The 25,286-nt window shown below is 51.9% G+C and carries 21 protein-coding genes; 6 read left to right on the top strand and 15 right to left on the bottom strand.

Going from position 1 to position 25,286, the window contains the following annotated elements:
• Positions 1 to 56 precede the first annotated feature (56 nt).
• The 3 genes from M0L20_RS18890 to M0L20_RS18880 form a co-directional block, all read right to left on the bottom strand.
• On the bottom strand, positions 57 to 821 hold the full coding sequence (locus tag M0L20_RS18890) for a glycosyltransferase family 2 protein (protein ID WP_248478558.1): 765 nt from the start codon (positions 819 to 821) through the stop codon (positions 57 to 59).
• Positions 818 to 2,542 (bottom strand): LIC_10190 family membrane protein, encoded by a 1,725-nt coding sequence (locus M0L20_RS18885; RefSeq protein WP_248478557.1) that lies wholly within the window; start codon positions 2,540 to 2,542, stop codon positions 818 to 820. Before M0L20_RS18885 ends, M0L20_RS18890 begins: the two co-directional genes overlap by 4 nt.
• 292 nt (positions 2,543 to 2,834) lie before the next feature.
• Positions 2,835 to 4,448, bottom strand: a complete 1,614-nt coding sequence (locus M0L20_RS18880) for a hypothetical protein (RefSeq protein ID WP_248478556.1) — start codon at positions 4,446 to 4,448, stop codon at positions 2,835 to 2,837.
• 343 nt (positions 4,449 to 4,791) lie between these two features.
• Here M0L20_RS18880 and M0L20_RS18875 point away from each other — a divergent pair, with 343 nt between their 5' ends.
• The 4 genes from M0L20_RS18875 (at position 4,792) to treZ (ending at position 10,366) form a co-directional block, all read left to right on the top strand.
• Positions 4,792 to 5,988 carry a Gfo/Idh/MocA family protein gene (locus tag M0L20_RS18875; RefSeq protein ID WP_248478555.1) on the top strand — a complete coding sequence of 399 codons (1,197 nt, stop codon included), beginning with the start codon at positions 4,792 to 4,794 and terminating at the stop codon, positions 5,986 to 5,988.
• 412 nt (positions 5,989 to 6,400) lie between these two features.
• The gene (locus tag M0L20_RS18870) at positions 6,401 to 6,607 is read left to right on the top strand and encodes a hypothetical protein (protein WP_232562744.1); all 207 of its coding nucleotides are present in this window, start codon (positions 6,401 to 6,403) and stop codon (positions 6,605 to 6,607) included.
• Positions 6,608 to 6,885: 278 nt separating this feature from the next.
• The gene (locus tag M0L20_RS18865) at positions 6,886 to 8,496 is read left to right on the top strand and encodes an alpha-amylase family glycosyl hydrolase (protein WP_354004224.1); all 1,611 of its coding nucleotides are present in this window, start codon (positions 6,886 to 6,888) and stop codon (positions 8,494 to 8,496) included.
• Between the two features lie 16 nt (positions 8,497 to 8,512).
• Positions 8,513 to 10,366, top strand: a complete 1,854-nt coding sequence (treZ, locus tag M0L20_RS18860; protein ID WP_248478554.1) for a malto-oligosyltrehalose trehalohydrolase — start codon at positions 8,513 to 8,515, stop codon at positions 10,364 to 10,366.
• Between the two features lie 115 nt (positions 10,367 to 10,481).
• Here the strand turns inward: treZ and M0L20_RS18855 are convergent, their stop codons facing one another.
• The 8 genes from M0L20_RS18855 to M0L20_RS18820 form a co-directional block, all read right to left on the bottom strand.
• Positions 10,482 to 11,285, bottom strand: a complete 804-nt coding sequence (locus tag M0L20_RS18855) for a ferritin-like domain-containing protein (protein WP_248478553.1) — start codon at positions 11,283 to 11,285, stop codon at positions 10,482 to 10,484.
• A gap of 12 nt (positions 11,286 to 11,297) precedes the next feature.
• On the bottom strand, positions 11,298 to 12,059 hold the full coding sequence (locus tag M0L20_RS18850) for a ferritin-like domain-containing protein (RefSeq protein WP_232562741.1): 762 nt from the start codon (positions 12,057 to 12,059) through the stop codon (positions 11,298 to 11,300).
• Positions 12,060 to 12,330: 271 nt separating this feature from the next.
• Positions 12,331 to 13,365 (bottom strand): glycosyltransferase family 9 protein, encoded by a 1,035-nt coding sequence (locus M0L20_RS18845; RefSeq protein ID WP_248478552.1) that lies wholly within the window; start codon positions 13,363 to 13,365, stop codon positions 12,331 to 12,333.
• A complete protein-coding gene (locus M0L20_RS18840; RefSeq protein WP_354004223.1) occupies positions 13,366 to 14,343 on the bottom strand; it encodes a glycosyltransferase family 2 protein in 978 nt (325 codons plus the stop codon).
• A 10-nt stretch (positions 14,344 to 14,353) separates the two neighbouring features.
• On the bottom strand, positions 14,354 to 16,138 hold the full coding sequence (locus M0L20_RS18835) for a carbamoyltransferase family protein (RefSeq protein ID WP_248478551.1): 1,785 nt from the start codon (positions 16,136 to 16,138) through the stop codon (positions 14,354 to 14,356).
• A 58-nt stretch (positions 16,139 to 16,196) separates the two neighbouring features.
• Entirely contained in the window at positions 16,197 to 17,303 is a 1,107-nt protein-coding gene (waaF, locus tag M0L20_RS18830) for a lipopolysaccharide heptosyltransferase II (RefSeq protein ID WP_248478550.1), read from the bottom strand.
• Positions 17,296 to 17,856, bottom strand: a complete 561-nt coding sequence (locus M0L20_RS18825) for a D-glycero-alpha-D-manno-heptose-1,7-bisphosphate 7-phosphatase (protein WP_248478549.1) — start codon at positions 17,854 to 17,856, stop codon at positions 17,296 to 17,298. Before M0L20_RS18825 ends, waaF begins: the two co-directional genes overlap by 8 nt.
• Positions 17,857 to 17,873: 17 nt before the next feature.
• Complete coding sequence (locus M0L20_RS18820; RefSeq protein ID WP_248478548.1) at positions 17,874 to 19,145, bottom strand: glycosyltransferase family 4 protein; 1,272 nt, start codon at positions 19,143 to 19,145, stop codon at positions 17,874 to 17,876.
• A 232-nt stretch (positions 19,146 to 19,377) separates the two neighbouring features.
• Between M0L20_RS18820 and M0L20_RS18815 the strand changes: the two genes are divergently transcribed.
• Positions 19,378 to 20,364: a glycosyltransferase gene (locus tag M0L20_RS18815; protein WP_248478547.1), complete on the top strand. Its 987-nt coding sequence runs from the start codon at positions 19,378 to 19,380 to the stop codon at positions 20,362 to 20,364.
• Positions 20,361 to 21,179, top strand: a complete 819-nt coding sequence (locus M0L20_RS18810; protein ID WP_248478546.1) for a LytTR family transcriptional regulator DNA-binding domain-containing protein — start codon at positions 20,361 to 20,363, stop codon at positions 21,177 to 21,179. Before M0L20_RS18815 ends, M0L20_RS18810 begins: the two co-directional genes overlap by 4 nt.
• Here M0L20_RS18810 and M0L20_RS18805 read toward each other — a convergent pair.
• The 4 genes from M0L20_RS18805 to M0L20_RS18790 all read right to left on the bottom strand — a co-directional run bounded on the left by M0L20_RS18805 (position 21,171) and on the right by M0L20_RS18790 (position 25,261).
• Positions 21,171 to 21,653, bottom strand: a complete 483-nt coding sequence (locus M0L20_RS18805; RefSeq protein ID WP_248478545.1) for a response regulator — start codon at positions 21,651 to 21,653, stop codon at positions 21,171 to 21,173. The genes M0L20_RS18810 and M0L20_RS18805 overlap by 9 nt on opposite strands.
• Positions 21,654 to 21,835: 182 nt before the next feature.
• Positions 21,836 to 23,293, bottom strand: coding sequence for a S41 family peptidase (locus tag M0L20_RS18800; RefSeq protein ID WP_248478544.1), 1,458 nt, complete (start codon positions 23,291 to 23,293; stop codon positions 21,836 to 21,838).
• A 107-nt stretch (positions 23,294 to 23,400) separates the two neighbouring features.
• Positions 23,401 to 24,234, bottom strand: a complete 834-nt coding sequence (locus M0L20_RS18795) for a LytR/AlgR family response regulator transcription factor (RefSeq protein WP_248478543.1) — start codon at positions 24,232 to 24,234, stop codon at positions 23,401 to 23,403.
• Complete coding sequence (locus M0L20_RS18790) at positions 24,215 to 25,261, bottom strand: sensor histidine kinase (protein ID WP_248478541.1); 1,047 nt, start codon at positions 25,259 to 25,261, stop codon at positions 24,215 to 24,217. Before M0L20_RS18790 ends, M0L20_RS18795 begins: the two co-directional genes overlap by 20 nt.
• Between the last annotated feature and the right edge of the window lie 25 nt (positions 25,262 to 25,286).

The following is a 25,286-nucleotide window of genomic DNA, read 5'->3' as shown; positions in this document are numbered from 1 at the left end:
TCCTGGCACGGATAAGAAGTTATCACTCTGATAAACTAGTGAGCATATGGTTCTTGTCAGTATACACTCAATTCGTTTGAATGCTTTTGGATGTTAACCGCTGGCCGATCACTCCGAAATAGATTGTATTTCAAAATGGCATAGATCGCCCGAAAGCCATCGCGCCAGCCTATTTTCTTTCCCTCCGCATAGGTACGTCCATAGTACGAAATTCCTACTTCATAGATTCGGATAGCCGGTATCCGGGCCAGTTTCGCCGTTACTTCCGGTTCAAAACCAAATCGTTTTTCCTGCAAATTAATCCCCTGAATCAGATTGGTCTTAAACACCTTATAGCAACTCTCCATATCCGTTAGATTCAGATCCGTAAAGACGTTTGATAATAGCGTCAGGATCTTGTTGCCTACCGAATGCCAGAAGTACAAAACCCGGTGCGGCTGATTGCCAACGAAACGGGTGCCAAAAACAACATCGGCTTTACCGTCGAGCAGCGGCTGTAACAGCAATCCGTATTCGTTAGGATCATATTCCAGATCGGCATCCTGTATAATAAGCCAATTGCCGGTAGCCAGCCGAATACCGGTCTGCAAAGCGGCTCCTTTGCCTTGATTGGTTGCGTGACGAACATACTGGAGACAAAAATCCGGATGCTCGTCCTTAAATGTCTGGACCAACAGACCGGTCTGATCGATTGAGCAATCGTCAATCACAATGATTTCTTTCTGAATGTGTGCAGGCAACGGAGCAGCCAAAACTTTGTCTAACAACGCGTAGATGGTGCGCTCTTCGTTGTAAGCGGGAATGATGATACTCAGCTTCATTTGGATAGATTGGAATTAATTGCTAATGAGTCGGTGGGGTTCGGGTTTCGGCGGAAGCCGTCGGCAATGGTGCGGCCCCGCAACTGAAGATCGTTGAAGAAAAAAGGCGTGCAAGGCTGCTCAATATCGAAACAGGATTTGCAGGGAGCCTTCGGGACCAGGACAGCGAGCTTACTGCGCGTCCATCGTCGTTGGTAAGGAATCGATCCGGCATACCGGTGGCTCAAGGGCTGGGGCTTCCATAATAAGCTACTCATCCGATCCCGTTTACGTGTGTCTTCACCTACGACGAAGTAGCCAAGCAGGCCAGTCATTAATACGATTATCGGTACGCGCACGACAAGTGGGTGAATCGGGTGCCGTACCAACGCACCGATGGGCAACAGGGCGGCTGTCCAGATAAACGCGTAACCAAACCGGAACTCCGGTGCTTTGATAAACCAGAAGACAAATCCGGCAAACGCCACGGCATAAACAGTCAGCCAGCTCCAGCTCTGTACCCGCTTCCGGGCAGACACCCACAGGAAGAGCACGAATACGGGCGAAGCAAAGGCCAGCAGAAAGGTTGGCCGATTGGGCCAGTTGTACCAGAACCACCAGTGCGTCCACCACCACGACACCCAGCGTCCCAACGGCCAGGTCAGCTTTTCGGGATCAAACTCGGTCTCAGCCACATGGAACCGTGCCCAGTACGTAATGATCTGTTGTTCGTACTGTGCCAGGACAGGATCTACTTTCCAGTCAACAGAAAACAGGTCTGGTTCTGTAAGCGGGAAAAGCAGGTAGCCGGACAAAATAACGTTTTTGACCAGCCAGGGAATAAGCAGGAAACCCCCTAACGCCATCGCGGCCACGCTGTTTTGCCAGGTTACCCACCGTCGGCAGCCGTACCCCAGCAATGGCAGAGCAAGCAGCAACGGAAGTGTAGCCAGTTTAACAGTCAGGCACGTAAACACGAGGGCCAGCAGCAAGAAAGTCAGAAACTTGTTGTCCTGCGTTCGTCCATTCAGCCAGAACAAAAAAAAGAACAGGGTTAACAGAGTGGCCCACACGTCGGGCGTAGGTGCGTTTACCTGACGGATCAGAAAGAACAGGCTCAGTCCTAGTACACCAACCTGAAAAACTTGTAAGGCAGGCGTCGTATCGGCTCGCCAGAGTTGCTGGATGACGTAGCTACCGAACACCAGCAAGAGGAATCCATTCAGCGGAAACAAGGTTTGCCCCACCAGGTCGGTACATCCAACAGCGGCTCCAATCGCAAAAAAGCTTGAATTGAACGCCAATCGACTGAATAGATTTCCGAGTCCGGGAATCGTCGCAAATCGTTCGGCATACCGGATAGCGGGCAAATGATAAGCGCCACTATCCGGGTTAGTCGGGCGTTGGATCGCGTACAAAAGCACCACCGCAACCAGCAGCCACCATACAGGCTCTCGGCCTATCGTTCGCAGGTAGATCGTAGCGTTACGAATCGACTGGTTTAGCAGACGCCCGTTTATAAAAGCGGCTAGTAACACCAATCCGACAACGGAAGCAAGGTTGATGGGAATGAAAATAGACGCAAGTTGCAGCAGGCCAACCGCACCGATAAGACCCGTTAGAATCGTTTCGGTGGGCGATGCCCTGATCGCCCACCGACGAGGCATCAGGTGAATAACTCCTTCACCGAATACCCAGAATAGAAAGTACAGTAGAAGCCATAGCAGCAAAAGAACCAGCATAGTTCGATTCCTTGGGTTAACACCGGTCGCTTTCCGGCAATCGTTTATTCGAAAAGTATTCCAACTTATCTGTTTATAGACTACCCCTACAAAACGTGAATGCCGATGCGCCTTTTTTTTTCGCAATTGCCTTAATACGTTCGCATTCGTGAACGGGCTTGGGCGAAAAAAAAGTAGGCGCACAGCCCGGTTCCAGAATGACCGGCTGTGCGCCTACAGTTGTACGAACTGACCGACGACGATGAACCACTATCCGTTCAAAGCGTGGGCTTTAACGGCTTACTCATTGTCTTTAAAATGTACACTCCAAAATCCGGTGTCCTTGTATCGCAACGGGAATCGTTTTCACGACTTTCACCTGCCCCTGTTTGATAAACTCCTCAATCTGGTATTGGCTATCTTCATCGACAATGTAGAAATGAGGAAAATTAGTTTTGTTAAAGCTCGCTTTGGGCACTATGTCGTTGACCTGATAATTGTCCCGTACCGATTTAAGGATTTTGTGTTCAACGGTAGCGTTCAGGTAGTTGCCCGGTGTAACAGCCGTTTGCCAGTCCAGCAAATAACAAACCCTGGGCGCTAGTTTATGAAACCAGATAGGCAGAAAATAATCCGCCGTTTCGACAAAAATAGGGTAGCTTTTGTCCAGCCCTTCAAAGTAAGGTAGGATGTCGCCGGAAAAATGAGGCAGCTTCCGGTTCTGGTACACGATAAACGTCCCTACAAACAGCACATACACCCATAATAGACCGCTCGACAAACGATTATAGGTTCGGTAACCGAAAAAGTAATAATAGGCGTAGATCAGCTGATAGATAACCAACAGTGAACTCGGCCATAAATACCGACTCAAAAAAATGGATGTATGAACCAGCGAGACGGTCAGCGCAATACCGATTGTGAGCAGGTAAATAAAGCCCGACAAGCCATAAAAGACAAACGCTTTATCGCGAATGACCTCTCGAAAAGGAGCTTTTGTTTTTTTAAGGACGATGTACAGAAACAAACCGGCGATCACCACAAACCGAGCGATTGGTAACCACAGCAGAAACGGGTTATAGTCCAGTTTTGACGACAGATTCGGCGCAATCTCCCCAACGGTGTTGAAGAACGACAAAAAAGTTGGCAGCGGAATCCAGGAATGGGGCTTACCAGCTTGAGACTGGATGGCGAAGCTGGGGTACCAGCTGACCAACCAAACAAGCAGAATCAGACCATGCGTTCCAATGACCAGCAGGTACTTACGCTCCTTTGACCACAGCCATAACAAGGCAAAAAAAGCGCCCGAAGCCGCCAGATAAAACAAGCCAAAATTATGGGCAAACAACAAACCTACCCCGAGCAGCACATGGGCGACGAGCAGCTTAGGCCGGTTGGGGGTTATACTGAGTTGGTGTATCGTAATAAAATAGCCGCAGCCAATCAACAGAAACAAGGCGTAGGCACGAATCTGAGTAGCCAGCGACAGACTCAAAAACGTCAAACTGACCATGCACGTGACAAGAACAAAGTTTTGAATCGGTGTACCAATCAGCTTAGTTGAATAGTAAAAGAATAGGGCTATCGTCAGAGAAAAAATAATAATTGATACGACCCGCAAAAACTGCGTATTCAGACTGATAGAATGCCCGATCAGCCAATACAGATTCGCAAAAAGGGGCGGGTTAGCGTCCATTCCACTTACCACCGCTTTGTTCATATGTGCGATGGACGGGTCAGCGATCAGGATGTCACTAAGTACCTCATCCATCCATAACCAGCTGTTTTTCAAAAACAACGACGTTATCAAGCTTACCGATAACAGCACAAAAATGCCGACACCCAGGCTCAGCGCTCGTGGACGGTTAACGCTAACGTCACGTTGACGAAGCACAGCCGGACTGATCCCGTCATAAAAAGTACCCATAGAAAATATAGTTTCAGGTTGTATCGAACTCGTATGGGTGTGAATAGGAAGGCCTGACCGTTTTTGCTATAACAGCATCGGCAAGCTAAGCCAGTGAAATTGTACCAAAAGGCCGTAGTTATACTACTAGACAAAACTCTCTAAAATTGAGTGGACTTATGGTCTAAAGTAAAGTTATTTCCAGAATAAGTGAGGCAATGGCTCTGCCGGTTTGTTGAAACCGACACCGCAGAAGCACAAAAGCCTGAGTTCTACCGAACGACAAACATTCTACTATACCTATGGTTGAAATAGCAGGGAGCACTTCCCTCCTGTTTTTGACACGGTAAGACAAACTGGTTCTATGCAACAAATGCCTTTTTCCCGACGGAATTTTATTCAGAAGCTTGGCGCGACAGCCTTAGTCATCCCAAGTCTGACCACGTTATCAGGGCTTCAGGGATGTGGTTCCAAAAGCAGCGAGTCATCGGCGGAATCGGCTTCATCGACGACAACCAATTCAGGTTCGGAACGCAAGCTAGGAATTGCGCTGGTCGGATTGGGCAAGTACAGCGAAGGGGAATTAGCGCCAGCGCTGGAGAAAACAACCTTTTGCCGACTGGCCGGTATTGTCACGGGAACACCCGACAAGGCCGAAACCTGGAAGAAAAAATACGACATTCCCGATAAGAACGTCTATAACTACAAGACGTTTGACAAAATTGCGGACAACCCCGACATTGATATCGTTTACGTAGTATTGCCGAACTCGATGCATGCCGAATACGTCATTCGAGCAGCACAGGCCGGTAAACACGTTATTTGCGAAAAACCGATGGCGCTGACATCAGACGAATGTCAGAAGATGATCGACGCTTGCAAAAAAGCCAACAAGAAGCTTTCGGTTGGCTACCGGCTTCATTTTGAGCCGCATAATCAGGAAATGATGCGGTTAGGCCAGAAAGAAGTTTTTGGTAAGGTAAACAAAATCATTGCCCAAAATGCGCAGAAACAGGAGAATGATACACCCTGGCGTCTTGGCGGTGGTGTAGGTGGCGGTGGGCCGTTACGCGATGTCGGCATTTACTGTCTGCAAGGGGCCATTTACACCAAAGGACAGGTACCCATTGCCGTAACCGCCAAATACCACCCGATAACCGACCCTAAAAAGTTTGCGAAAGTAGAGGAAGGCGTCGATTTTCAACTCCACTTTGCGGATGGTACCGTTGCCGAATGCCGAACCAGCTACAACGATCAGTACAATAAATTACGCGCCGAAGCGGCCAAGGGTTGGTTCGAACTCGACCCCGCTTACCAATATGATGGCCTTAAAGGGCAAACTAGTCAAGGCAAGATGAACATAGAAAATGTACCGCAGCAGGCTCGACAAATGGATGCTTTTGCCGAATGTGTCCTAAACGATAAACCGACTACCGTACCCGGCGAGATGGGTATGCGCGATGTTCAACTGATTGAAGCAATTTTTCAGGCGGCTAAAACTGGTACGAAAGTATCGACCAAGGCGGTGCAGCAGATCTTGGACCCTGTCGCTAGTCGCTAACCGCAACATGCGCTGAATTGGCCGTAGTCTGGAACATCTATGAATTTACGTGACGCTGAATCCAAATGAATCGACAAAGACGTATATACCATGTCTATCTCGTTATGTAGCTTACTGATCTTGAAAATAGACTGACACTATTAAGAACCGGTCTATTTTCTCGTCTGTATCCGTTAGCTGTGCGCTGTATCCTAATTTGCTCAACCTGTGGATATTTCACCTCATAGTGCACAGCTACTCACCTGATAAAACTACCTAATTTTTTTAGCGACAACTATCTAAAGAGTAAGTAAAGTCCTGATTAACCAGGTTTTTGCGCGTGTATTCATACGCACGGTTTGTACTGAAACGGCTTGGCAAATAATTTGTCTATCATAACACCGTCCAGCAATTCATTAAACAGCACAAAAGTATGCGCCAATCCTTGCTTATTCTTGCCGTCGTTATCAGCAGTATCCTTTGTTTGTTCGGCTACTGTGCTGCGCTGATCGATTGGATACAGGATTTTCAAACAGGCGTGTATACAACAAGTTATCTGGAAGCCACCTTTGAAACGGCAGCGATTCTCCTCTACTCCTACGCTGGCTTCTTCTTTCTTAAGCGTAGAGTAACGCTTTAACCAATTAAGAAAGTACGTATTTTTTCTGGTCGTCACGAGTGACTGTTTTCGATTCGAGTCACAAAGACCACTGTCCCATAGCCTGATTCTCTGAGCTGAAAATCGCGCACCAATCGCTGTGCTTCTATAACGCGTCCCCTACTACACCGTTTATTTCAGCGTTGGAATAACCCTTATGCTCATTCACGAGGTTATACCCTGGTAAGGTGTTTAACTGCCTTCTATAAAGTGAGCAGATCAACTACCTGCGGAAAAACTACTCTACAATACGGAACGATATGATGAACGAAGGCCTGACTAGATACGTATGGTGGCAGGAAGGAATTATTTATCAAATTTACCCCCGGTCGTTCCAGGATAGCAATGGCGATGGCATTGGTGATCTTCAGGGGGTTTTGCAACGACTGAATTATCTCTCAGCGCTAGGCATTACAGCCGTCTGGCTATCTCCCATTTATCCGTCGCCAATGGCTGACTTCGGGTACGACATCGCTGACTATCAAGGTGTACACCCGCTGTTCGGATCACTCAACGATTTTGATGCGTTAATCGAAGCAATCCACCAGCGCGGCATGAAACTGATTCTGGATCTGGTGCCAAACCATACGTCCGATCAGCATCCCTGGTTTCTGGAGTCCCGCTCGTCGCGCGACAACCCAAAGCGGGATTGGTACATCTGGCAGGATAAACTTCCCGACGGCTCTCCACCCAACAACTGGCTAAGTGTGTTTGGTGGCAACGCCTGGGAATGGGACGAAACAACGGGGCAATTTTATTACCACGCTTTTCTGAAGGAACAGCCCGATCTAAACTGGCGAAATCCGGAAGTGCAGGAAGCGATGTTGAACGTAATGCGCTTTTGGCTAGACAAAGGCGTTGATGGGTTTCGGGTGGATGTTATGTGGCATCTTATCAAAGACAAAAACCTGCGCGACAACCCGGTCAACCCTGACTACCAGCCGCACATGGCTACCTACGATCAATTGCTGCCAGTCTACTCTACCGATCAACCGGAGGTACACGACCTAGTCAGGCAGATGCGGCACGTTCTGGATGGCTACACCGACCGGTTGCTGATCGGCGAAATCTATCTCCCTATCCACCAACTCGTTACCTACTACGGTATTGATGGCAAGGGTGCTCACCTTCCGTTCAATTTTCAGCTATTGACGCTGCCCTGGGAAGCCCGTCAGCTAGCTACCGCCATCGACCAGTATGAAGGCCTTTTGCCCGCCAACGGCTGGCCGAACTGGGTACTTGGCAACCACGATCAGCCCCGGATAACCAGCCGCATAGGTAGAGAACAGGCTCGGGTAGCCGCGCTGATGCTATTGACCTTACGCGGTACCCCCACGATCTACTACGGGGAAGAAATCGGAATGCAGGATGTTCCGATTCCGTTCGATGAGGTGCAGGACCCCCAGGGGTTGAACATGCCCGACAAAAATCTGAGCCGCGACCCAGTCCGAACACCCATGCAATGGGACGACAGCCCAAACGCCGGATTTACGGAAGGGAAGCCCTGGCTTCGGCTGGCCCGAAATTTTTCGCGGGAAAACGTCGAGCGTCAGCAGCAGGACCCCTACTCGATGCTTTCGTTCTACAAACGACTCATCAAACTCCGGCAGCAGGAACCCTCGCTGATGGTTGGTGATTACGTGCCGGTGTACGCCAGCGAGCAGGTCCTTGGGTACATGCGTCAGTTCGACGGGCAGCCTCGTTTTCTCGTACTGCTCAATTTAAGCCACCGTCCCTGTTACCTAACACTAAACGATTCATCAATCAACGGCGTCGTTGTACTCGCTACGGCTCCGGAGTGGGAAGGTAACCGAGTGACCAACTCAATCAGTTTGGGCGGGGACGATGGCCTGTTAATTCGATTAGACTAATTATTGCAATCACTACATGAAGACGATTGGCGCAACGTATACCGGAAACGGTAACTGTGTATTTACGGTATGGGCTCCCGAAAAAGAAAGCGTTACCCTGCATATCGTGCACCCAACGGAGCAAGAGTTGCCGATGCAGCCTAAAGGTCTGGGGTATTTTCAACTGGACGTAGCGTCGGCGAAACCGGGTACCCGCTATTTTTACAAGTTGGATGATGAGCACGAATACCCCGATCCAGCCTCTCATTTTCAGCCGGAGGATGTACACGGGCCTTCCGAGGTAATCGATCAGTCGGCCTACCAATGGCACGATCAAGCCTGGCGGGGATTGCCGTTCCGTGACCTTATTTTCTACGAATTACATGTGGGCACGTTTACGCCCGAAGGTACTTTCGAAGCCATTATTGAGCGGCTGGATGACTTGGCCGAGGTCGGCATCAACGCGCTCGAACTCATGCCGGTCTGCCAGTTTCCCGGCGGACGGAACTGGGGCTACGACGGCGTGTATCCGTATTCCGTTCAACATTCGTACGGTGGACCGGAGGGTCTTAAAAAGCTCGTCGATGCCTGCCACGCCCGTGGCATTGCTGTGTTTCTGGATGTAGTGTACAACCACATGGGTCCTGAAGGCAATCACTTCAGTCAGTTTGGCCCTTACTTTACTAGCAAATACTGTACGCCCTGGGGTGATGCGTTGAACTTTGATGGGGTATGGGCCGATGGTGTACGCAATTTCTTTGCCAACAACGCGCTGTTCTGGCTGGAACAGTACCACATTGACGGCCTAAGATTGGACGCTACCCATGAAGTATTCGACATGAGTGCCGTATCCATATGGGAGTTGATGCATGACCGGGTAAGCCAACTGGAGCAGCGGCTCGGTCGTTCGCTGTATATTGTGGCCGAATCAGATCTCAACAGCCCGAAAGTTGTTACACCCCCGGCGTTGGGTGGTCACGGATTCAACGCGCAATGGCTCGACGATTTTCACCATTCGTTTTTTGTGCTGATCTACAAAGATGCCCAAAAACGATACGTCGATTTTGGGCGTATGGAACAGCTGGCGAAAGCGTATACGGACGGATTTGTCTTTACCGGAGAGTATGCCCCTTCCCGAAAGCGACAATTTGGCCGCTCTTCGGCGGGTGTACCGGCGGAGCGATACGTGGTTTTTAATCTCAACCACGATCAGGTAGGCAACCTCACCGGTAAGGAACGCCTGTCGAATCTGGTGAATTTTGACCGGCAGAAAATTGCCGCAGCCGCCATACTTCTTTCCCCCTATGTTCCCTTGTTGTTCATGGGCGAAGAATATGCCGACAAAACGCCATTCTATTACTTTATCAGTCATTCCGATCAGGAGCTGATCAAAGCCATACGGGAAGGCAGAAAGGAAGAATTCGGGTCGTTTAATGATGGCGAGGAGTTCCCCGAACCCGACGACGAAGCAACGTTTACCAAATCAAAAATCCAGTGGAGCGATCGCACAAAAGGGAAGCATCGACTCATGCTGAAATGGCACCAAACCTTGATTCAGCTGCGTCGTTCGCTGGCTCCCCTCCAACACATGGACAAAAGCAGCGTTCGGGTCACCGTTTTGAACCAGGCCGGATTCGTGCTACACCGACAAACGGAAGATGGCCTACAACACCTCGCTTGCCTATTCAATCTTTCCGACGAAGCGATTGACTACACCTTACCCGGCTGGGTCAATGCCTGGCAGAAATTACTGGATTCTAAAGAAGGACAATGGCAGGAAGACGGCGTTTCGTCAGAAGCGTTGTTACCCGATCAGGTGCAGGCCAGTCAATTGGTCCGTCTCTCTCCTTGTAGCGTGACCGTATACAGTGGAACACGGACCATTGATTAACGGCAATCGGTTTTTCACTCCGTCAGGAGAACTTACGAAAGTAACGCAAAAGTAAGGGGTCAGTTTAAGCGACATTTCGCCTAAACTGACCCCTTACTTTATTGATAACTAGAGTTTATTTAATGAACGGTCCTGCAATAGCCAGGACTTTTTCCTTCGTCAGGGGTTCATCAAACGCTTCCCGAACGATTTTCTCGGCAACCATCTCTGGAGAACCGTCTTTGACAAGTAGTCGGGGAGCGGTAACCGAGATCAAGTCAACCAGATCGTGCTGACGAATGTTGTTTTCGCCTTCATAAACCGCAGCGGGTGCACCGCCCGTTTCTTGTTCCGAAGCCCATACTCGCAGGCCACGAATCAGGCGTACATCGGCGGCATGGCGCGCTTCGACCGAGTGAATTTTTAACGCTGACAACAGAACGTCCTGATTGCCTTTGAGACGAGGAGCCTGCCCTTTGTAAGCGCGTACCCCTAGATCCTCGAACGACTGTGACAACACCAGGAAAGTTGCGTAATTAGAAAACACATCGGCAAACTTACCGCCAGCCGTGAAGTCGAACGTTGGTTTGCCTACGGCGCTGCCACCCAGGGCCGATTTCAGAAATTCGACGTGCTGTTTTTCGTGCTCGCCAATCTTCATAAATACCATGCGGTCGGCTTCTGGAATCAGCCCCCCTTTCGACAGACCCATTTCGTAAAATTCGGCCTCCAGGTATTCCAGCGTCAAGGCAAAGTTGAGCACATCGACAACTTCGCTATCGGCGGCAAACGCTTTGTTGAGCGTTGTTGCCAGAAACCCCGTGGTACCAACAGCGGCAACCGCTGTTTTCTTTAATAAATTGCGACGCGTAAACTCAACTCGTTCGTACGCTTCAGCATCACGTTTCTCAATGTCAGATAAAATGTTGAACAGGTTCATACGAGAGTTGGGTTATTTAGGAAGGTTGGCGACACTAATTTTTTGTTTGATAAACGGTTGTGCTTTCATCATTACCTCCTGAGCCGACAAAGCCCAGTCGCGGCCCTGTGCATCGATCAGTTCGTGACCCAGCGAGAAGTAGGTTTTGGGCCGGATCATGTACCGGGCTAACGTTGCATGACGCGCTTCGATAGACACCATTTTACCGGCAATCTTCAGCACTTCCACGTCCTGGATAAGTGGCCCTGCCCCATTAAAAGCAGCCACACCAACATCTTCAAACTTCTGGGCAGCGTCGAAAATGGCGTAGCGATCCCCGAAATTGATGCCGCTGAAATCAAACTCCAGATCCGGTATGCCATTGTTTGTCAGTATACCCCGGAAGAATTCGCGGTGAACCAGTTCGTGGTCGTGCAGTTCCGCCAGCACTTTACGATCTTCCTGGCTGATGCCGTAGGCTTTTTCGACGGCCGTTCCGTAGAAAGCCGTTTCAAGTTGGTCCAGCATGAAAGCCAGGTTGGAAATACCAATGTCGCCAGAACCCAGATCAACGGTACCGTCTGGCAGGATAGACGCGCCAACCCGTGCTCCCGAACGGCCGGTCTTTGGATTGATGGACTCGTCAGTTACTTCACGGGTACAGGAAGCAAGAAAAGCGGCTGTGGTAGCCGAAACTAAACCGAGTTGCCGCATGAACATTCGGCGCTCGACCGATGGAATGGCCGGGATGGTTGGTGTAGTTTTTTTGGATTGAACTTCGTTGAGTTTTTCCATAACAAAGGATAAATTGGATTAATGAAAAAGCCTTTTTACGAGACCATACTATTAATAGATTTAGTAGACTTTTGCTCAGAAAAATGATGAAAAATTAAGGCAACGGCCCAGGGTTTTTATTTCTGTTTTTTAACACCGAATAATTAAAAAATTTATCGGGTGATTTCTGAATTCGTGCGCAAAATCGTCGCGTTTTTCCGTTGGCAGAAAGCAGGTTTTTGCCGCTATTTTTTTACTGAACAGCCGACCGATTACCGGTCTAAATCCTCGTCTACAGAAGCAAGTCTGTTTTTAATTCTTTCAGTAAATGCGTTGCCTCCTGGATAACGAGTTGTACACTGTCGGGGTCAGCTTCCAGCACGATCCGGTGCCTGTCGGTATTCAACGGCCCCCACTCGGCAGGATCAGCCGATGTAAACACCACGACGCTGGGCGTTTGGCAGGCTACGGCCAGATGAGCTACGCCCGTGTCGTTGCTGACGACCAAAGCTGCTTTTTTGAGCAGACCGGTTAGACTGGCTAAATTCGTTTGCCCCGCTAGCGAGATCGCCGGGTGTTTCATCAGCCGCCGAACGGCCTCGATGATGGGTTCTTCGGCCTTCGTTCCTGTTAGCACAACGGCGTATCCCTGTTCGGCCAACGCATCGGCCACAGCTGCGAACTTGACTTCGGGCCAGCGACGCCCGGAGATGCCTCCCGCGTGAATACAGACGTATTCCTGAACAAATCCCTTAGACTGCGCTGAAAACAGCTTTATTTCAGGGCTTCCAATGGCGGGATGGGGCGGCTCTAACGCATCACCCTGTGTTTCAATGCCTAAAAAATTCATCAGTCCTACATGCCGCAGTACCTCATGTTTTTTCTCCGGGTAAGGCTGAAATAATCCCTTGTCGGCCGCCCACTGCTCACTCGAAACATCGGGCAAATAATAACCCGCTAGAACAGTCGCTCCGCACAAACCAAGCATGGCATTCACCAGCGTTCCGTTCCCCTGCATCTGCACCATAACGTCCCATTTTCGGTCCTGCATTGCTTGCAGAAAAGCAACCGTTTTCTCAGGGTCAACGGGTTGCTCGGGCAAGCCGGGCCAGCCGGGGAAAGCGATAAACTCGTCAACATACTGTGGGTAACAGGCCGCAAATTCCTCCGCCCAGGGTAGGCTAATCAGCGCAATATGGGCCTCCGGGTAGGCCGCTCGTAAAGCCCGGAACGCGGGTACAGCGCACAGCAGATCACCCAGTTTGATCGCCCGGAAGATCGCAATGGTGCGGGGGCGATGGCCCAAATACGCGGTTAGCTTGTCCATCTACCAATACCAGGTTTTATACCGAAACGCCCCGTAAAGCCGCCAGTAAATTGACAGAAATGGCTTAGATACGCCGGTCAGAATGGCCGTTCTGAGGTTTTCCCACTTCAGTGGAGAATCAGGCAGTTGTCGGCTAATAATCGTTATTGTCAGCAGCAGCCAGATGGCGAATACGCCAAGGGCAACACTCGTATGGCCAAGGGCAAGCGCTAGCAAACCCGCCACAAACGTTATGACGAATGCATAGTACTGCATGACGAGCGACCGATACGCCGGAATACGCTGACGAAACAAAACCGGATGTCGTTTGTAAAGCAGCGCGTCGTACCGATTTTTTCGCTCGTCGCGCAGACTCGCGTACCAGGGTGCTGACCGAATCGGGTGAACGATTACAGCCTCGGGGCACGTACTAATCGAAATATTCGCTTCCAGCAATTTAAACTGCAAATCACTGTCTTCCCGCCAGGCAATGTCGAACGCTTCGTCGAAGCCACCAACCCGTGCCAGCGCCGACCGGCGGCAAAATAGATTGGCCGTGACAAACTCGGCGGTTTCGAGCAGAGCGGTTGTGCGGTCGTGGGCGGTTGGCTGATCGGGCAACGGTATTTTTACCCGGCCTGTGATCACCTGCGCCCCGCGTTGCAGGGCAAGCAACCCGGTTGTAAGCCAGGCCGGTTGCGGCAGGCAATCGTCGTCCGTAAAGGCAATGTACGCCGTCTGCGCCGATTGCCAACCCCGGTTCCGGGCTGCTGCCGGACCCCGACGCACCGGCTGACCAAGGTACTGAATCGGTAGGCCTGTCTGCCCAACAATGCCCTGCACTGCCTGAGCTGTCTGGGCTTCGTTTCCATCATCCACCACCACAACGCGAAAGAGACTACGCTCCAGTTGTTGCTGCGCTAAAGCCAGCAGACACTTGCGCAACAGATCCGGTCGGCGGTAAGTTGGCACAACAACGGTGATTAAGGGTTCCATCATTTCAGATATGTTATCCTCGCTGAACATCGGTTTCTTCCAGAGCAACAGCGGCTTCATCTTGCCGGATAGCGGGCTTTTTTTCGAGCATAAACGAGCCGATGACCAACGCATCCAGCGGAGACGTCCAGAACGACTCAACCGCGTCGCGGGGTGAACAAACGACCGGTTCGCCCCGTGTGTTGAATGAGGTGTTAACCAGCACCGGCACGCCCGTCAGGTTCCCAAATTCGCGGATCAAATCGTAGTATGGCTTGTTTTGTTGTTCGTTAACCGTCTGAATCCGGGCCGTCCGGTCGGTATGCGTTACGGCCGGAATGTCGGCTACTCGTTCGGGGCGCACCTGATTCACGAACAGCATAAACGGCGACTGGCGCGCGTTGAGGAAATACGTGTCGGCGGCTTCTTCCAGCACAACCGGAGCCACCGGTCGGAAATCCTCGCGGTCTTTCAGGTCATTGAGTCGAGCCTGCATCTGGGCCGGGAACGGCGGGGCCAGTATTGACCGGGCACCCAACGCGCGGGGACCAAACTCCATGCCTTGCTGAAACCAGCCAATCACGTGCCCTTCGGCCAGATACGCAGCGACATCCTGTGCGGGATTTGCCAGACGGCGGTACGGCAGTTTCGACCAGTTCAGAAACGTTTCAATGTCATCATCCGTGTAGTTCGGCCCGAGATACGCGTGATCCATGCGGTACCGCCGATCCGGGCGCTTGCTTTCCTGTGCATCGATCCACATCGCTGCCCCGAGGGCTGTTCCGGCATCGCCAGCCGCTGGCTGTACCCAGATGTTTTTGAACGGTCCCCGATCGCGCAGCTGAGCGTTCATCACGCAGTTGAGCGCCACCCCGCCGGCCATGCACAGGCTATCCGCACCGGTTTGCTTATGCAGCCACGTGATCAGCTGCAAGACGGTTTCTTCGAGTACCAGCTGAACCGAGTGAGCAATGTCGAAATGGCGTTTTTCGAGCGGGCCGCCCCGTTGCCGGGCCGGGCCGAACGTTTCGTTGAGTCGTAGCGGGTCAATGGTGTAACCGCCCTGCCCATCCAGATGAATCAGGCTCCGGAAATAATCGGCATACACCGGATCGCCGTAAGATGCCACGGCCATCACCTTGTACTCGTCGGACGAATGCAGAAAACCGAGGTACGTCGTCATCTGCTCATACAGCAACCCGAGCGAGTGCGGCAGGTTAACCTCACCCAGCTTGGTCATGGTATTGCCTTCGCCCAGCCAGTAGCTTGTCGTCGCGACCTCCCCCCGACCATCCAGTACCAATACAGCCGCCCGCTCGTAGGGACTCGGCAAGAAGGCGCTGGCTGCGTGCGCCAGATGGTGATTGACGTAATGCCATTGGTACGGTCCATCGACGGTCGCTCCCCGGAAACGTTCGGTCAGGTGATGCGGAACTCCATCGACCAGATGCCCCGGTGCATTCAGGATAGCCGATAAAAATAAGCCTTCGTACGGATTTTCACCCGTGGTGGCAAGAGCGGCCACGCCAGCGGGATTCAGGGGAATCTCAACGGTGTTGCTTCCTGCGCGGCTACCAAGGATTAATTCAGGATCAAACGAATAGGCAATATGATCAATGTCGGCAAGGGTAATTTTCGCCGTTTTCAGGCAGAAATCAATGGCATTGTAAGGTATCTCATAGGTCGAGAACGGGATGGGTCGTTTGCCGTGCTTGATCCGGGAAAACCGTTCTTCCTCGGCCGCGGCTAGGACAACTCCGTCCTTAACGAGCGTGGCCGCAGAATCGTGAAATACCGCGTTGATGCCTAATGTGTACATGCTGGTTGTGCGTTTATGGTTGTAGTTTGAGGGTTTGCGACAGCGACGCTGCCAAGTACTATGGATTATAGACAATCGACAACGCGCGCACGGCCTGAACAATAGCCGCTGGTGAAGCGACGGGCTGTGCCGGTTGGGGAAATTGTTGAAGCAGTACGTTACGCGAGCGCAATGACTGGGGAACATCAAAGTACAGAACACGGCTGGGAACCTGCCAGGGGGTGTGCTGTGGATTCGTTTTGGCGTACAGCACGACGACCGGGGTTTGCAGCGCAGCCGCAATGTGCACCGGCCCGGTATTGTTAGACAGCAGCAAAGGCGCGTCGGCGAGTAGCCCCATAAACTGGCTAAGTGGCAGTTCTCCCGCCAGATTCACGGCTTTCTCACCCAGTTGTTGCCGAAAGGTTTCGGCCAGGGGGCGCTCGTTCGCTGTACCCGTCAGTACCAGTTGATAGGCGTGCTCCCGGATAAGCAGGTCGGCCGCTTCGATAAAGCAGTCAAGCGGATAGCGCCGTTTTTCTTCACTTGCTCCCGGATGCACAACCAGCCAGGGCCGGTCCGTATCGACACCAGCCCTTACCAACGCTTGTCGGGCCAGGAGCCGGTCCGCTTCGGCGATTCGCAGGGAAAGCTGTTGCTGACTCGTACGACACCCCACCGATTCAACCAAGGCCAACTGCCGTTCGACTTCATGACGCGTTGCCACCAAAATCTCCGTGTCGGGTACCCAATGCGTAAGCAACTGATACGGGTTTTCGCGGCAATAGCCCAGCACATTCGGAATACCGGCCAGGTAACACAACATCGCGGCTGGCAGCGGATTCTGACTTTGTACCGTAAACACGACAGCCGCATCATAATGACCGGCTCGCAGTCTATCGGCTACGTCTGACACCGCCTTTGGCGTACCTGACCGACCCGCCACCCAGGGCACATCGAACGTAATGACCGCGTCCAGTTCATCAATGTATTGCGCAACAGCCGCGCCCGCCGATGACGTAAGCAACGTCAGATGGCAGGCGGGCCAAGTTTCTTTCATGGCCCGAAAGGCGGGCGTTGTCATCAGTACGTCGCCAAGATTGTCCGGTCGAACGCACAGAATCCGAAGTCCGTCCGGCCAGTGTGTTTCCTGAGTAAGTATTGGATCGATAGCGGTTTTAGTCATGGTAGTCCAGGATGAAATCAGCGGCTTCCTCAATGCTGTTTACGACAGCCGTCGGGGTTCTGTTGGGGCCGTCGAGCCACTCGGTTTCGTTGCCCCGGTCAACGAGTACGGTTCGGCACCCCGCCCGATTCCCAGCTTCCACATCGTTCAGGATATCGCCAATCATCCACGATTCGCTTAAGTTGATGGCATGGTCTTGCGCTGCCTTCAGCAACATACCGGGTTCCGGCTTGCGACAAGCACAGGCTTTTGCGTATTCGTCAACCTTTCCTCCGGGGTGATGGGGACAGTAGTAAACGCCGTCCAGATGAACGCCGACGGAAGCCAGTAGCGTCGAGAGCCGTTTCCAAACGGGTGTTAAAGCCGCTTCGTCAAACAATCCGTACGCAACTCCGGCTTGATTTGAAACGATAAACTGCCTGAAACCGGCGGTCTGCAACCTGTTTAGATTGGCTTGTACATCAGCGTAAAGGCTAATCCGTTCTGGATTTACGTTGTACGGAATATCCGGTATCAGTGTCCCATCTTTATCCCAAAAAATCGCTTTGTTCATTGTTTCAGGTAGTCCGCTTAATGAGCAGCCTTCATTCGGATGCCGACGCGGGTGCGACCTGTACAGACCAGATCATACAGATCGGCCGTTTGCTGGGCCACATGCTTCCAGGTGTAGCCCGCCTGTACGTGTTTAACGGCCGCTTTGCCCATGCGTTGACGCAGGTTCTCATTACCAAGCACAACCGCCAGTTGATCGGCCAACAGCTTGGGACTTTCCGGCGGCACCAGGTACCCCGTCACACCCGGAATAACGGTATGTTTGATTCCCCCAACCGACGAACCTACAACGGGCGTACCGCAGGCCATCGATTCCAGGGGCGTAATACCAAACGGCTCATACCAGGGTGTAGTCACAAAAACATCGGCGGCACTGTAGTACGTACGCAATTGGGAGCGCGCACGGCTACCTATAAACGTCACTTGATCCGCGACTCCTAAACTGGTGGCGAGTTGTTGCAACCGGCCAATCTCCGGGGTCAGTACCGGGTCGGGCGTAGCGCTTTCCCCACCCACAACAAGCAGCCGGGCTTTCCGACCGTTGATCGGCGGTAATACGGCCAGCGCGCGTACGACATTATCGATTCCTTTTCGCGGAACAAGCCGCCCCAGTTGAAGAATAACCGGTTCTTCGGGGTCGAGTCCGGCACTGGCGCGCGCCAGCCCCTGATCCAGCGGGAAGAAATCGGTTGGATTATAGCCGTTCGGAATAATCGTCAGCTTGGCGGGGTTGGCACCGTACAGGGTTTGCAGATCGGCGGCATCCTGCGGGCAAAGTGCTACGACGCCACTGGCTTTCTGCACGAGCTGCTTTTCAATGGCCGTTCGTTCAGCGGGAAATCCGTCCTTAGTCCCCTGACACAATTGCCTGACGGCTCCCAACGCATGAAACGTTATAACGAAAGGGATACCAAGCAGTTGCCGAAGGCGCATTGCTACAACCCCCGACATAAAGAAGTGAGCGTGAATAACCCGGTACGTGCTATTCTCCCGTTGAATAAACTGGGCCATCTTCTCCGCAAAATCGTCCATCACCGGAAGCAAATGCTCTTTAGGAATGTACTTGGGCGGGCCAGCTGCTACGTGAATAACCCGAACGCGCGGCTGCCAGTGAACAACATCGGGCACCGAAGGCGAATCAAGCCGGGTAAAGACGTCTACCCAATAACCCAACCGGGCCAGCTCCTTCGCTAGTTCGGCTACAGCAATGTTCTGACCGCCTGCATCAATGCCCCCAATGGTAGCCAGGGGCGAGGCATGATCAGAAATTAATGCAATGCGTGAGGTCATAAAATTATCGTTTCATGTCTGGGTTAGAGGAAAACCCGCTTACTCTTTACTTACTTCTGAGTAGGCAAACGTTCCGTTCTGGAGAAGGTTTGGGAATGGCTAACATGACGGACCGTTTATGTTCAATTTGTGAGGATTCGGCGCCCATCACCCTTGAAACAGGCGAGTTTTAGATCGCCCTAAACATTCGTCAGCTTAACCACGTTACGGCCCCAATAGACACTCTTTTTTAATGCGACAACTCAATATTCTGATCTGGCACATTCACGGTGCTTATTTAACCGCTATTACGTCTACGCAACACAATTGGTACGTCCCTACCCGCCCCGAAGGCGGTGAGGGTTACGCAGGACGGGGTCTTGATTCGACCATGCCCGACTACGTGCGCGAAGTTCCCGCCGACCAGGTGCAAAACCTTGATTTAGACCTGATTATTTGCCAGACACCCAAGAACTACCAGGTTGACCGGTTCGACATTCTTTCGCCTGAACAACAGCAGTTACCGGTGATTTATCTGGAACACAACACACCCGAACCGCACCCAACCAACTCCCGCCATCCAGCCGCCGATGACCCCAACGCAACACTCGTTCACGTTACGTATTACAACCAGCTTATGTGGGACAACGGCCAGACGCCGACCCGCGTTGTTGAACATAGCGTCGCCATTGACCCGGCGCTCCGGTACGAAGGGAGACGCGACGAAGGCATTATTGTCGTCAATGAGTTACAAAGGCGGGGTCGAATGGCGGGCTTCGACTTATACGAGCAACTGCGAAAACGTGTACCTCTGACCGTTGCGGGCATGAAAGCGCAGGACATTGGCGGCATTGGTGAAATCCATTATCGCAACCTGCATAAGCGCGTAGCCGAGTACCGCTTTCTGTTCAGCCCGATGCGCTACAGCAGTTTGCCGCTGGCCGTTATCGAAGCCATGACCATCGGAATGCCTATCATTGCCCTGGCAACAACCGAGTTGCCGACCGTCATCGAGAATGGGGTGCATGGTTTCGTGTCGGCTAATATCGATGAGTTGGCCGACCGGATGCAGTACCTGCTCGACAATCCCGATGAGGCCAAGAAACTCGGTGATAATGCCCGAGCCCTCGCCCAGCGTCGCTTTGGCCTGGACCGCTTTGTCGATGAATGGAACAGCGTATTTCTGGACGTAGTAAACAGTAGTGAATCAATCAATTCGACAGCTTCCTCTATCCTATGAGCACAGTTAAACCAGCCCTTCAGGAACCGGCTCTCATTTCGCATCTGGCGGGAGCAAACAACTACTCCTGGCTTTACTTTCGGAATGGCGAGAAAAAAATGCTGGCCAAATCGCTCAGCTATCTACACACCTTATTAACTGGCTTTGTGCGCGTTCATAAAACGGCATTGATCAATCCGGTTTGCGTGAAAAGCCTGCAAAGCCCGCCGAGCCGCCGGATGCCGGGAGCGGTTCAACTGGAAAACGGGGTTGAATTGCCGGTTAGCCGCCGACGCTGGCAGCAGGTAGCCGAAGTCCTGCAACCTTTCCTTGACAACGAGATCTCTGACCGAGAACACGTTGCCAACAGCGCTGCCACTACGTCAACGGCTCAACAAGTCCAGGCCTCCATCCTGCTAGTTACAGACGAGACCGACGACGCTCAGGCGTTCAAACACATTATTGAAACGAAATGGCCCCGGTTCATTCTACACGCCATGCGGCATGGTACCCTTTTGCCAGAAATGCTGGCCGATCTACCCGCCCACGAGCGACCGGCGCTTATTTTGATGGACGCCCGAAAAGCCAGAGCGGAACGGTTGCACGCACTCCGGAGGCTGAAAGAATTACCAAACTGTAGTCGGATTCCGGTGTTGCTGATCACCCCAACGAATCACAACGCCATTGCGGAAGGATACGAGCGCTACGCAAACTCAGTAATTGCACTGCCCGACCAGCCCGCGACGTTGGTAGCCGTCGCCGAGCGAATCGGGCAGTTCTGGTTGCAAACCGTTGCGTTGCCAATTATCGACATACCGGACAACGAATTAGATTAGCATACGGGTGGGGGGCAGTGTAGATGTCCCCCACCAGTACGTACGCAAATGCTGGAAGTAAAGAAGCCAATCGCCGTAGTCAAGTGGTTTGACGATGTACGATGAACAGCCTTTTTCGTACAAGTCCAGAATATCGTCCTGAACCGTGGAGCTACTGAAAACAATGACGGGAACCCACTTGCAGGGTACAGGCATGGCACGAACCTGTTCAAGTAACTGCAATCCGCCGGTGCGTTCTGGAATGTACAGATCCAGCAGAACCAAATTGGGCATGTCCCACTCCTGAACGGCCCAATCCTCCAGATAACCCGAGGCTTCCTGCTGCGACGAAGCCCGTATCGTGTCCGCTTCGGGTATCACTTGCTGGATGGCCCGCTGAATAAGCGTCCAGTGATCATCGTTATCTTCGACCGCAAAGATTTTTGTACATTTAGAATTGGTCCTGCTAACGTTGGTTCGTTTAAGAGTAGCCATTTTCCTTAAATAGGGAAGGTATAGTACTTTAAACCATAAATATACTATAGAGTTTGTATAATAAAGAGTATCTTCTAATTAATTGACACAATGAACGTTAGCTCGAAGACGTAACTATTCACCTAAAAGTCCAAGAATCGGCCAGGAAACGCTCCTGGCCGATTCTTTTGCAAACCAGCGACTTACTTTGTATCCGTCCGGCTGAGCGCCGATTTTTCTGGTTGACTGATTCGTAGTACGTAATCGAGTGTGCGGTCGTAGCCGTTCAGGATATCGGTAATGGTGGGCTCGATCAACTGGTCGGGGATAACTCCGCGATCCGCGTGCGGGGACTCTGTACTGTTTGCCATGTTGAAACCAAACATGCCAATGCCCAGATCGATTTTTGAATTGGGCAATTGCGTAATGGCGAAGAGACCGCTAACGTCGAGGTTGTACCCTCCGCCGGTTTCCTGCCCGACGAACACAACCTCACCCGCGCGTTGCTTCCGGTTGGCGTGCAGATGAGCGGCTAATTCAGTGGTGACCGAAAAACTGGCTCCATTGATCAGCACGTATACTTTACCCCGATACGCGTCACGGTTCGGCTTCTGCTGCCGGAGTCCGCGCTGTAGGGTAAACACATAGCCATCACCCCGTTTTCGTATGGCGAGCCACCGGAATTTTTTGTACAAGGTTGATGTCCAGACCGGAAACGAGTATTTTTTCTTTTGTCGCACGCTGATGTGGTCATAATAGCGAAACGGTTTATCGGTCAGATAAGAAGCCAGCCTGATCCCCCACGACTCCTCCCCTCCTTCGTTGCTGCGCAGATCAAGCACCAGCTTTTGCACCCCGTTCTGCTTGATCGCCCGAAAGGACTCTTTTAGAAAAGCCTTGAAATCAGGGTCGGTTTTATCGGACCAGAAGCGCTCAATGGTCATTACCGCAGTTTGCGGATTGGCGAAGGAAAGGCGAAACGGCTTTTGCGCAACCGGCTTCTTTTTCGCAACGTAGTCCTTGATCGTTACTTCGGCAACGGGCGATACGATGACTGTTTTTTCTTCATCACCCGTTTTGTAAACTACCGTGAATGCGTCGGGTGCTCCTATAAACGTCGCGTAAAAACCGGAGAAGTTTTGATTTAAGTCTTCGTATTTCCCACCGATGCGATTACCGTCAGCAAACGTCATCATGGGTAAGAGCTTTTCAATAATAGCGGCAATCGACTGGCCATTGATCGACCGAATCTCGGCTCCGGCAGGAACGGTGTCTGCGCCGTAATTTCCGACAACCCACGCCTTCTGACCAAGGAAATAAAGCTTCAGCGGAAACAGCTTATCGGTAGCAAACGGATAATGTTCATCCCGGCCCGCGACAATCCATTTTATGTGTCCATCGCGCAGGGCAACCAGCAGGGGCACCATCGTCACGTAGAATTCCTGCTGGCTCATGGGCCGGTTGAGCCGGGCCTCCGTTGCGGTAAAAAGCGAATCGAACGTGGCCTTGGGTGTATAGCGGTACATTTCGGGATGCACCTCCGCCAGGGCGGTTCGAAAACGGGTAAAATCAGCCTGTAGCTGCTCCGGCGTAAGGGTCTGGCCAAACAGTGGCAAGTGGAGCGTAATGCCGAGTAAAGCGATTAATCCAATGCGGTTCATCAGTCGTCGTTAGTTTTGTGGTAAACGACACAAACATGGCTAGTGCGGGCCGTAACGAAAATCTATCACCACCTGAACTGCCCGGATTTAGGGCCGGAGCGTCGGTTTTATTCACCCAGCCAACGCTTGAAATCGCCCGCCCGCTCCCGACTGACCACCACTTCTTCGTCAAAAGCGGGACGGAGTATCACCTTAAGTTTTCCGTTAAAATACAGGTGCACTTTATCCACGGCCCGCATCTCGGCAATGATCTGCCGATTGAGCCGGAAAAAGCGTTGTGGGTCGAGCATCTGCGCCAGTTCGTCCATGGTATAATCAAGCAGCCATTCCGAATCGTCGCGGGTTTTGAGAAACGACATCTTGTTGCGGGTCACGAAATAAGCCACCTCGTCAACACCAATCGAAAACAACCGCTGCCCCTGCTTGATCATAAATCGCTCCCGGTAGGTTCCGTTTGTAGACGTGTGTGCTAGAACGACTGTCGTTGTTACGGGCGCGGCTACCGATGCGTCACGCACTTGTTGAAGCAACGTAGCCAATGCTCCTTCCAGCGATCCCATTCCGGCGGTTTGGGACGTCAGTACGTGTCTAAGCGTTTGTAATTTAGCCAATGCCTGCCGAAGATCATCTTCTTTGACCGGCTTGAGCAGGTAGTCGATGCTATTGACCTTGAAGGCTTTAATGGCGTATTCGTCGTAGGCGGTCGTAAAAATAACCGGACTCGTTATCGGCACCTGATCAAAAATCGCAAAACTCTGCCCATCAGCCAGTTCGATATCCATAAAAATCAGGTCGGGACGCGGGTTTGTCCGAAGCCATTCAACCGATTCGTCTACGCTGACGGTCGTACCGACCACCCGGACGGCGGGGTCAACCTCCACCAGCAATCGCCCAAGTTTACGGGCCGTCAGTTCTTCGTCTTCAATGATGAGCGTAGTCATAGCGGGTTTGGTGAATAAGCGGAATCATTACCTGAAAATGCGTGTCGGTCTGTTCGATGACAACGGCGGGTTGGCCCATAAGCCTGTATTTGGCGGTGATATTCGCCAGCCCGGTTCCATTCGAAGGCACCCGAATTTGTTTTTTATGCAATGTATTGCGCACAAACAACCGTCGGTCCGGATCGGTGTCAATGCTTATGAGCAACGGGCGATTGGGTAAGGCGGTGTTATGCTTGACCGCGTTCTCAACCAGTAGTTGCAACGTCAGGGGCGGGATAAGTAACGAACGACAGGATTCGTCCACGGCGATGTAGAGTTCTACGCTTCGTCCGAAACGCATTTGCAGCAGGTGAAAGTACGCCCGGATAAACTGCAATTCACTGTCGAGTGTTGTTAGGGCCTGTTCGTTGGTTTGCAGAACATAGCGGTACACCAGGGCTAATTCTTCGATGAACCGCTCGGCCTGTTTAGGATTTTCGCTGACCAGCGAGGAAAGTGTGCTCAGGCTGTTGAACAGAAAATGGGGATTTATCTGCGCTTTGAGCGAATCGAGCTGGCTTTGCAACGCTTGTTTTTTGAGCTGTTCGGCTTCGTAGTACGTGGCCCACCACTGGCGGTAAAGATAACGGGCTTCGTAAATGGCGGCCAGCGGCACGGTGAACAGAAACGGAATCAGCGTATTGACCCAATAAGATCGCTCCGTCATGGGATAGCCCCAAAACTCCGTCACATCGTACAGATAAACAAGGGCAAGCCGCTGCACAACGGTCGTAACGCTAAACCAAAGCACCTGTTCGATAATGCGGGGTGTTGTCTGCTTCAATGTCGGGTGATGCCGACGCGCCCGGATGATACCCAGCCGGGCGATTTCCCAAATCAATAGGCACTCCACCAGACTCGCACTCAGGGCAACCCACCGGCTGATGTGGTGGGCATCGTTGGCGGGTTGAAAGAAAATAAAATTGGATACCAGGCAGATGAGTGGCACCCCCACCAGCCGCATCCATCGGTCGTTCAGCTTTTCCATGCGCGACTAAATATACCGCTGCGGT

Origin of the sequence: Spirosoma liriopis, from assembly GCF_023196085.1 — a bacterium.
GTDB lineage: Bacteria > Bacteroidota > Bacteroidia > Cytophagales > Spirosomataceae > Spirosoma > Spirosoma oryzicola.
This window is presented reverse-complemented; position numbering and strand designations above follow the sequence as displayed.